Here is a 13,285-nt window from a genome sequence, read left to right on the forward strand (position 1 = left end):
CAGGTCAGTCGTCGGACGGTGGCGTCGCGACGCGTGCGCGTCGACCGCGCACCGCTCGGGTGATCGCCCAGACGACGCCGCCGATGATGGCGATCACGACGAGCCAGGGAAGCAGGAAGCCGAGCGCCACCACGATGCCGTTCAGTGTCGCCACCAGCCCGTTCCACCCTGCGGCCAGCCCATCGCCGAAGCCCGCCGGATCAGCGGTCACCGCTTCCGTCGCGGGGACGACCGTGACCGTCAAGGTCGACATCTTGACCTGGCCCTGGAGGTAGTCGAGCTGCTGCTGGTACGACTCCAGAGTGGCCTGCCGCTCGGCGAGGGCGCCCTCCGCGGCGATCAGATCGCCCACGCTCGCCGCCTGAGCCATCAGGTCGGTGAGACGGGCGACAGACGCTTCACCCGAGGCGATGCGTGCCCGCAGGTCGATGCTCTGGTCGGTCACGTCCTGGCGGCTGATCGACGACGCCGTCACCTCGCCGGAATCGCCCAACGTGTCGATCAGGGCCGACAGCTCGTCCGATGGCACGCGGACCGAGATCCATCCGCCGTCGGTCGGGGCGGGTACCGGCAGCATGTCGTAAGACGCTCCACCGGAGCCGTCGATCGGCGTGACGACTCCCGATCGGCCGATCGTCATCGACTCGACGAAACCGCCCGATGCGACGGCTGCGTCACCGATCTGGCGGATCGCCACGCGGATGTCGTCGACCGCCACCGCCGCCGAACCGGTCGCGATGATCTGCCGCGTCTGATCGCCGTCGGCCGCGGGCAGACTGGCGGACTCACCGCCCGCCAGGTCCGACACCGAGGACCCGGCATCCGTCCCCGACTCAGCCCGCCCGGAAACCTCGTCCTGCCCGACGGCCGGCGCGGCCACCGACGACGCCGTGCCTGATGAGCCCGACACGGCAGTGAGCACCATCGGTGAGATCACCGCCGCCACGATGACGACGGCTGCGGCTGCGCCCACGCCGGTCCACGCGCGGCGGCGTCGACGATGACGACGCGCGGCGTCTTCGGTTGCGCTCGCCCGATCGCGGGCGATGTCGGCGAACAGCGCGGACTCCATCTCGTCGATGCGTGCGGCGCTCAGGACCGGTAGATCGGGAGTGGCCGAGGCATCCGCCCCTCGTCCCGGCCGGCCGGCCTGGGGTTCACCGTTCTCGGGATCGGACGTGTTCATGAGCTCTCCGTTTCGCTGACGACGGTCCGCAGCTGGGTGCGGATGCGGGAGAGACGATTGCGCACCACGCCATGGGTGACGCCGAGGTGGTCGGCAGCGGCTTGATAGCCGAACCCCTCGGTGGCGCACAGCCGGAAGATGTCACGATCGAGGTCGCTCAGGCCGCGTACCTCCCGCAGGATGCGTTCGGCCAGTTCGCCGTCTATGACCTGCTGCGCGACGTCCACGGTGTCCGGCACGGTGTCGTCGACGGCCGTCGTCGTGTGACGACGATCGCGCTGCTGCCGCCGGATGCGGTTGGCGCACTGGAAGCGGCAGATGGTGATCAGCCATGGCAGCGCGGACTCGCCGGCCAATTCCATGCCGGGCAGCTTCCGCCACGCCGCCAGGAACGTCTCCTGCGTGACATCCTGCGCGTCCGCGTCGTTGCCGACGAGTCCGTGCGCGAGCCAGTACACCGGACGCACGTAGGCGCGGTACAACGCGCGGAAAGCGTGCTCGCTGCCTCCGGCCGCTCGGGCCATCAGCAACGCGTCGCCACGCTCCTCGTGTACCGGCATCTCCGTCCCTCCATCGACGACCCGAGCGGAACCATTCTTGCGATTCGTCTCTCACCCGGTAAGTGTCGACCGACGACGGATCGTCTCAGTCGGCGGGCAATCCGTTCGACGGCGCACTCCGAATATCGCGTATGACCGCCAAACCCGAGGCGTCCGCGCGTCCCTCCGCGTCGAAGAAGTCCCTCTCCCGCGCGCCCAGCGGCGCGACCTCGTCTGTAGACGGGGCTCCGGCGCCCGCGCAGGGATCCAGCCGGAAACCGCCCCGGAAGACCGCCGCGAATCAGCGCGACGCGAAGAAGCCGACTCCGTCGCGTCCCGGCGCGGCCCGCGTGGCGAGCCCGACTCCGGCGACGTCGCCGTCGTCGTCGTCGTCGTCGAAACCTACGCCCAAGCCGACATCGAAGTCGGCTTCCAAGAAGCCGCCGCAGAAGCCCCGCGCATCCTCGAAGAAGCCCGCTCGGCCCCGCGTGGCCGCGGCTCAGAAGATCGACGCGACGCCGGTGCATCCGGCGCAGGATTCGCCGATCGAGCAGTCGCAGGTCGACGCGTCAGCGGTCGACGCGTCGTCCACCGTGCACGCGCCGGACCCGACGGCATCCACCGACGTTCCAGACCGCCGCGAGGGCCCTGCGCGGGCGGCTGCGTCCCCACCACAGGTCGCCGCACTTCCGCCGATCACGTGGTGGCCGGTGGATTCTTCCCGCGCCGAACCCGAGCGACCGACGACTGAGCATTCGGGTGCGTTCGTGGCGAAGAAGCCGACGGATGCCGCACCCCCGTCGAAGACCTGGCCTCGACAGAACGAGTTCGGCACCCGGCCGTCACGTGTCAAGAAGTGGCTGCCGGCGATCATCATCGCGCCCATCGTCACGGTCGCCGCGGTCGTGCTGACGATCAACGGCGCGAACGTGCCGCCGCAGCAGGCGCTGTCCGACGGCGGGTCGTCCGTGTCGGCGGGGGCGTCCGGCGATGCGGGCGCGGCGGCAGCGCAGTCATGGATCTATGACAACGTCTCGGCGAGTGAACGGGTGATCACCGATCCGTCGACCCCGGTCGCGAATTGGAGGGCCGTCGATTTCGTCGTCGCCACCGAAGAGATGCGCACGACGGGTGTGCCCGCCATCGCGCAGGCGATCCAGAACTCCTCCGTGGTCGCGGCGTTCGGGGAAGGCGCGCAGCGCGTCGAGATCCGCAGGGTGTCCCCGGAAGGCGCTGTGGTCGCGGCGGCGACGGCTGCCCGCGCGACCGCCACACGCGCGGAGTACGGCGCGGAGGTCTCGCGCAACCCCGGCCTCGCCGTCTCCGACATCGACCGCGTACTGCTGTCCGCGGGTCGCGTCGACAGCCGGATCGCCCTGATCCTCGGATCGCTGGCCGCGGGGGGCGAGGTCGTCGTCGACGGCTTCCCGGTCATCGACGGCGAAGAGGGGTCCGTCGTCAGGCAGGTCGCTGTGGCCTCGGTCGGCGGCGCTCCACTCGTGGACGCGGGCCAGTACACCGCGGCGGGAACGTCCGTGATCGACAGTCTCACGGGCGCGTTCGCCCCTTCCGAGGTGCTCGTAGACGGCGGAAACATCGTTCTGCGATATTCGCTGACCGTCGACCCGCTCGGCGACTGACCATCGATCTCCTGCTCGTCGAGGCGCCACCGGGTCCGTGCCGCGGGGCTCGCTATCGAACAATCGCGTGACGGAATCGGTCGCGACCGCGACGGATGGCGAGCGCGCGGTATCCTGAGGGCCGCGAGGGGGAGTATCCCGTCCTTGCGCGTCCGTCATCACGGACTCCGTCGTCGGGGTCCCGGGCGCGCACCGCGGCATCGCGACTCGGATGCTGCGGGGGAGAGACTCTCGATCTGCTGTGCACCCCGGAAAGGCCCGTATGGACCTCGAATTGCCCCTGTGGTTTGAGATCGGCTCGCTTGTCGTGCTGGTTCTCATTCTGGCCGCTGATCTCCTGATGATCCTGAAGCGACCGCACATCCCGTCGACGAGGGAATCCACGCTGTGGGTGGTGTTCTATGTCACGCTGGCGCTGATCTTCGCCGGGCTGATGTGGATCTTCGCGGGCGGCGAGTTCGCCGGGCAGTTCGTGGCCGGGTGGCTGACCGAGTACAGCCTGTCCATCGACAACCTGTTCGTCTTCGTCCTCATCATGGGACAATTCGCCGTACCGCGCCGCTACCAGCAGGAAGTGCTGATGGTGGGCATCATCATCGCCCTGATCCTGCGCGGCGCGTTCATCCTCGTGGGCTCCGCGGTCATCGAGAACTTCAGCCCGATCTTCTACATCTTCGGCGCGTTCCTGGTGTGGACGGCCTACCGGCAGGCGTTCCCCGGGGGAGACCACGACGACGAGGTGAAGCGCGAGAACTTCATCGTCCGCCTCATCCGGCGCACCGTCGACATCAGCGATCACTACGACGGCGCGAAGATCCGGACCGTGGTGAACGGCAAGAAGATGTTCACTCCGATGATCATCGTGTTCGTGGCGATCGGTGTGACCGACCTGCTCTTCGCGATCGACTCGATTCCGGCCATCTTCGGCATCACCACGAGCCCGTTCATCGTCTTCACGGCGAACATCTTCGCCCTCATGGGTCTGCGTCAGCTGTACTTCCTTCTGGGCGATCTCCTCGATCGCCTCCGCTACCTGCACTACGGCATCGCGTTCATCCTGGCGTTCATCGGTCTGAAGCTGATCTTCCACGCGATGCACGTCAATGAGCTGCCGTTCATCAACAACGGCGAGCACATCGAGTGGGCACCCGAGATCTCGACCTGGATGTCGCTGGGCGTCATCATCGCCTCCATGGCCGTCGCGACGATCGCGAGCCTCATCGCGTCGAAGCGCGACGCCGACAAGGCTCCGGCCGCGGAACCGCCGGTGGCCCCGGCGACACCGGTGGATGCCGCGTCCTCGGTGGCGGACGAGAAAGGCACCCCGACCACCGTCGACCACCCCGACCCGTCCGGTCCGCGCGGCTGATCCCGCGCCGACCGGGGCGCCTCGCGCGCGGTCGACCTCGGCGAACGGTCGCGACGTGCCGTGTCGCGCCCCGGCAGTCCGCCCCCCGCGGCATGTCGCGCCCGTTCGCGCCGAGGACCGGTCGCTCGACCGCGCGAGAGGTCGTTCAGGCGACTCGGCACCGGAGGCCTCGCGAACGGTCGCGACGCGCCGTGTCCTGCCCCCGCGGTCCGCGACCTACGGCGTGTCGCGCCCGTTCGAGTGCCCAGGACGGGGTCCGCCTCCTCGGATCACCCCGTCCACCCGCGCACACGCAGCGCACGACGTGCGCGCGACGCGAGATCAGCATCGGGGAGGAATCGCGACGCGCGGATCAACAGCCAACCAGCCTCCGCGAGATCGTTGTAGCGCTCGAGATCGTGCGCCCACTGCCAGGCATCCGTACGGTGCTGATCCCCCTCGTATTCGACGACCACCCGCCACGAACGGAACACGAGGTCGCCGTGCACGATTCGTCGCGGCAGGACGATCTCGCCGTTGACCTCCGGTTCCGGCAACCCGGCCCGGACGATCGCCAGCCGTGCTCGACTCTCCCGTGGCGACCGCGAGCCCACCCTGATCAGCGGCATCGCTTCGTGGAGCGCAGCACTTCCGCGACGGCCGGCGTGCTCGTGAACCGCCTGCGCCAATTCCGGGCACGTGGAGATCGACACCGGTAGACCCACCAGCGCGTCCCCGATGATCACCAACTCGTCGACGGTGAGCACCGTCGACAGATCAGCCCATGTGCGGGCGGGAGATGTCGCACGGAGTGCGCCGATCGTCTCCGTCGGCGGATTGCGTGTCGTGGTGTGGCCGACCACGCCCCGACCGCGAGGGGCGCGAGCGGCCACGGCCGTCACGTGCATCCGTTCGTCCTCCCGGTGGTGCTGCGGAAGTGGCATCAGCCAGAGACGCGCGGCCGTCACGTGTGAGAAGACGACGGTCGCCGGCATCCGCGTCGCATAAGCCGCGCAGCGGGGCTGCCATCCGTCGTCGGCGATCGCGAGGCGAACGCCGCGGAAGGGGCTGATCAGGTCGCCGCGCCGCAGTCGAGACGCTGGTACGCCGCACCGCAGCGCCTCTGCGACCGAAAAGGCTCGACCGAGCTGCGCCGAGGGAAGAGGTCGGGGTCGCGGCATCGGGCGAGTCTGTTCGACTCTCCGGCCCCACACTCATGCCGTGTCGAAGGATGGGGACACGGCATCCATCGCGCTGGTTGGGGAGGAAGTGGCACAGTGCCCGGATGCTGCGGCCTTGCCCGTGCTCACGCCGACGTTCGCGCACCCCGGCCCGCCGCGAACGGTCGCGACACGCCGCAACCCGCCCGCAGCCCCCGCCGCACACGGCGCGTCGCGCCCGTTCGCCGGCGGGCCGGCGGGCGGGCGTCCGGAGGGCGCGGCGCGGAGCGTCGCCGCGAACGGTCGCGGGCACGTGGTCGCGGCGCCGATGCCGAGGCGTGCCCGGCGGCGGTGGTAGCCTCTGTGGGTGCGGATCGCTCGACTCCTTAGCGGCCGCGACGAGTCCTAGTTCCAGGCCTCCCTCGTCGCGGAGTTTTCTCGCGGGCTTGATCCCACCAGAGGAGAGCATCCAGAACAATGAGCACACCCATTCCCGAAGCATCCGTCATTCCGGACCGCCCGCTGACGTTGGCGGAAAAGGTCTGGAACGACCATCTGGTCGTGAAAGGCAGCGGCGACGAACCCGATCTGATCTACATCGACCTGCATCTCGTGCACGAGGTCACGAGCCCTCAGGCCTTCGACGGTCTCCGCGCGGAAGGGCGACCGGTGCGCCGTCTCGACCTCACCATCGCGACCGAGGATCACAACACCCCGACGCTCGAGATCGACAAGCCGATCGCTGACCTCACCAGCCGTACGCAGATCGAGACGCTTCGCCGCAATGCAGCGGAGTTCGGCGTGCGCCTGCACTCCCTCGGCGACAAGGAGCAGGGCATCGTGCACGTCGTGGGACCGCAGCTCGGTCTCACGATGCCGGGAGTGACCGTCGTGTGCGGCGATTCGCACACCTCCACCCACGGCGCGTTCGGGGCCATGGCGTTCGGCATCGGGACGAGCGAGGTGGAGCACGTGCTGGCGACGCAGACGCTGCCGCTGAAAGCGTTCAAGACGATGGCGATCACGGTCGAGGGCGACCTCAAGCCCGGGGTCACCGCCAAGGACGTGATCCTCGCCGTCATCGCGAAGATCGGGACCAACGGCGGCCAGGGCTATGTGCTCGAATTCCGTGGGAGTGCCATCCGTTCGCTCTCGATGGAGGGCCGCATGACGATGTGCAACATGTCGATCGAAGCGGGCGCCCGTGCGGGGATGGTTGCGCCCGACGACATCACCTTCAAGTACGTCAAGGGCAAGCCGCACGCGCCGCAGGGTCAGGACTGGGACGACGCCGTCGCCTACTGGCGCACTCTTCCGAGCGACGAGGGCGCCGTCTACGACGCCGAGGTCTTCCTCGACGCCGCCGAACTCGAGCCTTTCGTGACCTGGGGCACGAACCCCGGCCAGGGCGTGTCGCTGAGCGACGTCGTGCCCGCACCGGCTGATTTCGACGACCCCAACGATCGTGCGGCAGCCGAACGGGCGATCGAGTACATGGATCTCGTCCCCGGCACGCCGCTCAAAGACGTCGCCGTGGACGCGGTGTTCATGGGCTCGTGCACGAACAGTCGCATCGAAGATCTTCGCGCATTCGCGTCGATCGTCGAGGGGCGCACCAAGGCCGAGGGCGTGCGCGTCATGGTCGTGCCCGGATCCGCGCGCGTGAGGCTCGAAGCCGAGGCCGAGGGCCTCGACAAGATCTTCCTCGACTTCGGCGCCGAGTGGAGATTCGCCGGGTGCTCGATGTGCCTGGGCATGAACCCCGATCAGCTGGCGCCGGGCGAGCGATGCGCATCCACGAGCAACCGCAATTTCGAGGGCCGGCAGGGCAAAGGAGGTCGCACCCACCTGGTGTCACCGCTGGTGGCCGCCGCGACCGCGATCCGCGGGACGCTCTCGAGTCCGAGCGACCTCGAGGAGTCCGCCCCGGCGGGGCTCCCGTCCGATGCGAAGGCGGAGGTCTGATCGTGGAGAAGTTCACCACGCACACGGGCATCGCCGCGCCGCTGAAGCGCTCAGCCGTCGACACCGACCAGATCATCCCCGCCGTCTTCCTCAAGCGCGTCACCAAGACCGGCTTCGAAGACGCCCTGTTCGCGAACTGGCGGCAGGACCCGGAGTTCGTGATCAACCGGCCGGAGTTCCAGGGCGCGAGCGTTCTCGTCGCCGGGCCGGATTTCGGTACGGGCTCCAGCCGCGAGCACGCCGTGTGGGCGTTGCGCGACTTCGGCTTCCGCGTCGTCCTGAGCCCGAAGTTCGCGGACATCTTCCGCGGCAACGCCGGCAAGCAGGGCCTCGTCACCGGAACGATCGCCGAAGACGATGTGGAACGGATCTGGGCGGCGATCGACGCGCAGCCGGGCATCCGCATGACGGTGGATCTGGGGGAGCGCCGCGCCGTGATCGGCGACCTCGAGGTGCCTTTCGACATCGATGATTACACTAGGTGGCGGCTCCTCGAAGGACTCGATGACATCGGGTTGACACTGCGCAACGCAGACAAGATCGCGCAGTTCGAGGCCCGCCGCGAGGCGTGGCGGCCGCGGACGCTTCCTGTTCCGTAGCCTGATCCGACGGTCCCACGAGGACCGTCGACCATCAGCACTGCCCTCGAGACACACAAGTGAGGTCGACCTATGAAGACGCTTCTCAGCGATGGATCCACCCCCCAGGCGGGGTCGAGAGAAGTAGCAGGTGAGACTCTCGCCATCCGCGGAGGACGACCCCTGAGCGGGGTCGTCGACGTGAAGGGTGCGAAGAACCTCGTCACGAAAGCCATGGTGGCGGCGCTTCTCGGGGAGACCCCGAGCGTCCTTCGCGACGTCCCTGACATCAGCGACGTGAAGGTCGTGCGCTCGCTGCTCGAGGTGCACGGTGTGACGGTCAAAGACGGCGACGAAGAGGGCACCCTGATCCTCGACCCCGCGGGCGCGGTGTCGGCGCACTTCGAGGAGATCGATGCGCATGCCGGAGCGTCCCGCATTCCGATTCTGTTCTGCGGCCCGCTCCTGCACCTTCTCGGCGAGGCGCTGATCCCCGATCTCGGCGGCTGCCGCATCGGTGACCGGCCCATCAACTTCCACATGGATGCACTGCGGGCATTCGGGGCGGTCGTGGACAAGAGCTACGAAGGCATTCGGATCACGGCGCCGAACGGCCTGCACGGCGCCGACATCGAACTGCCCTATCCGAGCGTCGGGGCCACGGAGCAGGTTCTGCTCACGGCCGTGAAGGCGCGCGGCGTGACCGAGCTCCGCAATGCCGCTATCGAGCCCGAGATCATGGACCTGATCGCCGTTCTGCAGAAGATGGGCGCGATCATCTCCTACGAGCCGAACCGCGTCATCCTGATCGAGGGCGTCGACTCCCTGCGCGGCTACGACCACCGGGCGATCTTCGACCGCAACGAAGCCGCCTCGTGGGCCTGCGCGGCTCTGGCGACCGACGGCGACATCTTCGTACGGGGCGCGAAGCAGCAGGAGATGCTCACGTTCCTCAATGTGTTCCGCAAAGCGGGCGGCTGGTTCGACGTCCGCGAGGACGGCATCCAGTTCCGACGCGACGGCGCGCTCAAGCCGGTCGTGGTCGAGACCGATGTCCACCCTGGATTCATGACCGACTGGCAGCAGCCCTTGATCGTCGCGCTCACGCAGGCACCGGGCGAGTCTGTGGTACACGAGACCGTCTACGAGAACCGCCTCGGCTTCACCGAGGCACTCGTCCAGATGGGCGCCGACATCGTGGTGCACCCGCAGGGGATCGATTCCGCCGGACGCCGTGTCCCACGCAGGGCGCTCGAACAGGCCGCCGTCATCAATGGGCCCACCCCCCTGCATGGTGCCGACGTCGAGGTGCCCGACCTGCGCGGCGGATACAGCTACGTCATCGCCGCTCTCGCCGCCGAGGGGGAATCGATCGTCCGCAACGTCGGCATCATCCGCCGTGGGTACGAGAAGTTCTTCGCAAAGCTCGACGCCCTCGGCGCCGACTTCGACGTCATCGGCTGACACCGCGGTGGATCGCACGTCACAGGCTGACCCGCCACACGGCGGTCCCCGAGAACCTCGCCCGTTCGTCTTCTGGTTCCTGGCATCGATCGTGGTTCCGCTCGCCAGCATCCTCATGAAGATCCGCGTGCGTCCCGGGGATTCGATGCCTCGCAACGGCGCCTACGTCCTCGCTCCGAACCACTACACCGAGATCGACCCGATTGCGGTCGCCATCGCCATCTGGCGTCTCGGTCGGCCGCCCCGCTTCCTCGCCAAGGAGAGCCTCTTCCACGTGCCGGTGCTCGGATGGGCGCTGCGCGTGACGGGCATGGTGCCGGTGGCGCGAACGTCCTCGAGCGCGTCCGCCCGCAAGACACTCGACGCGTCCGAGACGCTCGTCCGCCATGGTCGAGGTGTGGTCGTCTACCCCGAGGGCACGCTCACGCGTGACCCCGGTATGTGGCCGATGCGCGGCAAGACCGGTGCGGTCCGTCTTGCTCTGGAAGCCGACATCCCTCTGATCCCGATGGCCCACTGGGGAGCGCAGAACGTGATGGCGCGCTACGGCAAGAAGGTGAGCTTCTGGCCGCCGCGCAAGCTCGTCACCGTGGCGATCGGGGCCCCGGTCGACCTGTCCGACCTGAAGGGGCAGCACGCCAAGCCCGCCGCGTTGGCCGAGGCGACCGACCGTCTCATGAGCGCCATCACGCTGCTGCTCGAAGATCTGCGTGACGAGAAGGCACCGGCCGAGCGCTGGAACCCGTCGGCGCACGGCCAGAGGGAGACGGGGCGCCTTGAGCCGTAAGTCCGATGCCGCGCTGCCACGGGTGACCGTCCTCGGCGCCGGCAGCTGGGGTACCACGTTCGGAAAGGTGCTGGCCGACGGCGGCGCCCACGTGACGATGTGGGCACGCCGGCCGGAGCTCGCGACCGAGATCAACGAGGCGAAGCGCAACAGCGAGTACCTGCCCGGCATCAACCTGCCCCGCGAGATGTCAGCCACCCACCACCTCTCGGCGGCGCTGGACGGCGCCGACCAGGTCTATCTGTCCATCCCCAGCCAGGCACTGCGTCAGAATCTCAAGGCGGTCCGGCCCCTGGTGTCGTCATCGGACTCGCCGATCGTGTCGCTGATGAAGGGCGTGGAACGCCGTAGCGGCCTGCGCATGAGCCAGGTGATCGAGCAGGAACTGGATTGCGACCCCGACCGGATCGCCGTGGCATCCGGTCCCAACCTCGCTCTCGAGATCGCGCGGGAGCAGCCGACCGCAGCCGTCATCTCCTCAACGAGCCAGGAGACGGCCGACGCGGTCGCCCGCCGCGCGCGCAATCACTACTTCCGCACCTTCGTCAACACCGACGTCATCGGCACTGAGTTCGGCGGCGTGCTGAAGAACCTCATCGCCGTCGCGATCGGCATCGTCGACGGCGTCGGGTACGGCGAGAACACGAAGGCGTCGATCATCACCCGCGGCCTCGTCGAGATGACGGACTTCGCTGTCGCTCAGGGCGCGCAGGCCGAGACGCTGCAGGGTCTGGCCGGACTGGGCGACCTGATCGCGACGTGCCAGTCGCCGCTGAGCCGCAACAACACGGCGGGCCGTCTGCTCGGCCAGGGTTACAGCTTCCAGGATGTCGTCAAGCAGATGAACCAGACCGCGGAAGGCCTCGCCTCCGTGGCACCCATCCTGCAGCTCGCCCGCGAGAGCGGGGTCGCGATGCCGATCGTCGAGCAGGTCAAGCGTGTGCTCGACGGCCAGATGAATCCGCGGGAGATCGCCCCGCACCTGACGACAGACGATGATCGGCCGAAAGGCGAGAGGACTCAGAATGGACAAGCCGGCGGTGGTGGTGCTCTTTGGAGGTCGCTCCAGCGAACACTCGATCAGTTCCGCCACGGCGGGGGGAGTGCTGCGCGCGATTGATCGCGAGCGGTTCCGCGTCATCCCCGTCGGCATCACCCGGGAGGGGGCCTTCGTCCTCGAGGAAGACGACCCCGACAAGTTCACTCTCGACCCCGCCCACATGCCCGAAGTCGCCGACAACGGCACGCGGATCCTGTGGCCGGAGGCGGCCGGCGAGCACGGTCTGCGCGTGCGGCAGGTGGACGGCGCCATCGACGATCTCGGCGACGTCGACGTCGTTCTGCCGATCCTGCACGGACCGCACGGCGAGGACGGCACGATCCAGGGCTTCTTCGACACGCTCGAGCTGCCCTATGCCGGCGGTGGTGTGCTCGATTCCGCGCTGTGCATGGACAAGCATTTCATGAAGATCGCGCTGCAGGCCGCCGGCGTCCCGGTCGCTCCGTGGGTGACGGTCCGCAAGCGCGAATGGTCGGGAGATCCGGATGCCACGGCCGACGTCGCCCGTCGTGCCGCCGCGTTCTCGTTCCCGTGGTTCGTCAAGCCCGCGCGGGCGGGTTCGAGCGTCGGCGTCTCGAAGGTCCATGGTCCCGAGGAACTCGCGGCGGCTCTGGAGATCGCGTTCGCCGAAGACGACAAGGTGCTCGTGGAGGAGGGCCTGCGCGGGCGTGAGATCGAGGTGGGTGTGCTCGAGGGCCGAGGCGGGGCATCCGACCGCGCCTCGCTGCCCGGAGAGATCGTCCTGACCACGCGCGAGTTCTACGACTTCGAGGGCAAATACCTCGGCGGCGACGGTGTCGACGTCGTCTGCCCGGCGGAGCTCGCGGGGTCGGAAATCGATGCGCTCCAGCGGATGGCGCTCGAGGCGTTCGAGGCGGTCGCCGGCCAGGGGCTCGCGCGCGTGGACTTCTTCCTGAGCGAAGACGGCCCCGTCGTCAACGAGCTGAACACGATGCCCGGGTTCACGCCGATCTCGATGTTCCCGAAGTGCTGGATCGCGAGCGGGCTGACCTACTCGGCGCTGATCTCAGAGCTCGTCGACACCGCACGGGAGCGCGGCGCGGCCTGACGGGCTCCGACCGGCGCTCAGCTGGTCGGGCGGGCCGTGCATACGCTGCCGTCTGTGGGCAGTGTCGAGACGGCGCTGCTGAGTTCGGACAGGGTGTCCGCACCGCCGACGACGTCGTAGTCGAGGTAGACCTCGACCGCCGGCGATCGACCGAACGTCGTGAACCGGTACTTCGGGGCATCCGCGTCGTCGATCAGCCAGTCCACGCCGCCGACCGTCTGGCACGGCAGCGTCGAGGGGCCGGGAGGCGCGAGCCCGCAGGTCAGGATGACGGCGGCCGGATCACCCCATGCGCCCGTGGCCTGGGCGTCCGTCCACCGACGGGCTTCTCCGCCGACGGTGGCCGGAAGCCGCACGGAGACGTCTGCGCACGCAGGGTCGTTCGCCGACGCGGCGGGTTGCAGCGATACCGTCGCGGCGCAGCCCGAGACCGAGAGCGAGGCGAGGAGCACGAGCGCCGCGGCAAGGGGACGGACGAAGCGGCGCACC

At 68.6% G+C, this 13,285-nt stretch carries 12 protein-coding genes; 8 read left to right on the forward strand and 4 right to left on the reverse strand.

All coding sequences use genetic code 11. The features are described 5' to 3' along the window. Positions 1-4: 4 nt before the first annotated feature. Both ACFXOO_RS05425 and ACFXOO_RS05430 read right to left on the reverse strand, forming a co-directional pair. Positions 5-1,186 (reverse strand): DUF4349 domain-containing protein, encoded by a 1,182-nt coding sequence (locus ACFXOO_RS05425; protein WP_394562963.1) that lies wholly within the window; start codon positions 1,184-1,186, stop codon positions 5-7. Continuing rightward, complete coding sequence (locus ACFXOO_RS05430) at positions 1,183-1,746, reverse strand: RNA polymerase sigma factor (protein WP_394562965.1); 564 nt, start codon at positions 1,744-1,746, stop codon at positions 1,183-1,185. The genes ACFXOO_RS05425 and ACFXOO_RS05430 overlap by 4 nt, the downstream gene beginning before the upstream one ends. A 131-nt stretch (positions 1,747-1,877) precedes the next feature. On the opposite strand from ACFXOO_RS05430, the gene ACFXOO_RS05435 reads away from it, so the two are divergent. Continuing rightward, complete coding sequence (locus ACFXOO_RS05435) at positions 1,878-3,365, forward strand: hypothetical protein (RefSeq protein WP_394562967.1); 1,488 nt, start codon at positions 1,878-1,880, stop codon at positions 3,363-3,365. Positions 3,366-3,627: 262 nt separating this feature from the next. Further along, a complete protein-coding gene (locus ACFXOO_RS05440; protein WP_378839053.1) occupies positions 3,628-4,734 on the forward strand; it encodes a TerC family protein in 1,107 nt (368 codons plus the stop codon). A gap of 269 nt (positions 4,735-5,003) precedes the next feature. Here the strand turns inward: ACFXOO_RS05440 and ACFXOO_RS05445 are convergent, their stop codons facing one another. Next, positions 5,004-5,894: a hypothetical protein gene (locus ACFXOO_RS05445; RefSeq protein WP_394562968.1), complete on the reverse strand. Its 891-nt coding sequence runs from the start codon at positions 5,892-5,894 to the stop codon at positions 5,004-5,006. 456 nt (positions 5,895-6,350) lie between these two features. Here ACFXOO_RS05445 and leuC point away from each other — a divergent pair, with 456 nt between their 5' ends. The 6 genes from leuC to ACFXOO_RS05475 all read left to right on the forward strand — a co-directional run bounded on the left by leuC (position 6,351) and on the right by ACFXOO_RS05475 (position 12,796). Further along, positions 6,351-7,838 carry a 3-isopropylmalate dehydratase large subunit gene (leuC, locus tag ACFXOO_RS05450; RefSeq protein ID WP_394562969.1) on the forward strand — a complete coding sequence of 496 codons (1,488 nt, stop codon included), beginning with the start codon at positions 6,351-6,353 and terminating at the stop codon, positions 7,836-7,838. 2 nt (positions 7,839-7,840) lie between these two features. Then, the gene (gene leuD / locus ACFXOO_RS05455; RefSeq protein WP_378839061.1) at positions 7,841-8,437 is read left to right on the forward strand and encodes a 3-isopropylmalate dehydratase small subunit; all 597 of its coding nucleotides are present in this window, start codon (positions 7,841-7,843) and stop codon (positions 8,435-8,437) included. 72 nt (positions 8,438-8,509) lie between these two features. After that, the gene (murA, locus tag ACFXOO_RS05460) at positions 8,510-9,880 is read left to right on the forward strand and encodes a UDP-N-acetylglucosamine 1-carboxyvinyltransferase (protein WP_378839064.1); all 1,371 of its coding nucleotides are present in this window, start codon (positions 8,510-8,512) and stop codon (positions 9,878-9,880) included. 91 nt (positions 9,881-9,971) lie between these two features. Next, the gene (locus ACFXOO_RS05465) at positions 9,972-10,667 is read left to right on the forward strand and encodes a lysophospholipid acyltransferase family protein (protein WP_378839067.1); all 696 of its coding nucleotides are present in this window, start codon (positions 9,972-9,974) and stop codon (positions 10,665-10,667) included. Continuing rightward, the gene (locus ACFXOO_RS05470; protein WP_378839070.1) at positions 10,657-11,787 is read left to right on the forward strand and encodes an NAD(P)H-dependent glycerol-3-phosphate dehydrogenase; all 1,131 of its coding nucleotides are present in this window, start codon (positions 10,657-10,659) and stop codon (positions 11,785-11,787) included. The genes ACFXOO_RS05465 and ACFXOO_RS05470 overlap by 11 nt, the downstream gene beginning before the upstream one ends. Continuing rightward, on the forward strand, positions 11,693-12,796 hold the full coding sequence (locus tag ACFXOO_RS05475) for a D-alanine--D-alanine ligase family protein (RefSeq protein ID WP_394562970.1): 1,104 nt from the start codon (positions 11,693-11,695) through the stop codon (positions 12,794-12,796). Before ACFXOO_RS05470 ends, ACFXOO_RS05475 begins: the two co-directional genes overlap by 95 nt. Positions 12,797-12,813: 17 nt before the next feature. Here ACFXOO_RS05475 and ACFXOO_RS05480 read toward each other — a convergent pair whose 3' ends face one another. Further along, positions 12,814-13,284, reverse strand: coding sequence for a DUF3515 family protein (locus ACFXOO_RS05480; protein WP_394562971.1), 471 nt, complete (start codon positions 13,282-13,284; stop codon positions 12,814-12,816). Position 13,285 lies beyond the last annotated feature (1 nt).

It is taken from the genome of Microbacterium sp. P03 (genome assembly GCF_043556235.1).
Lineage (GTDB): Bacteria > Actinomycetota > Actinomycetes > Actinomycetales > Microbacteriaceae > Microbacterium.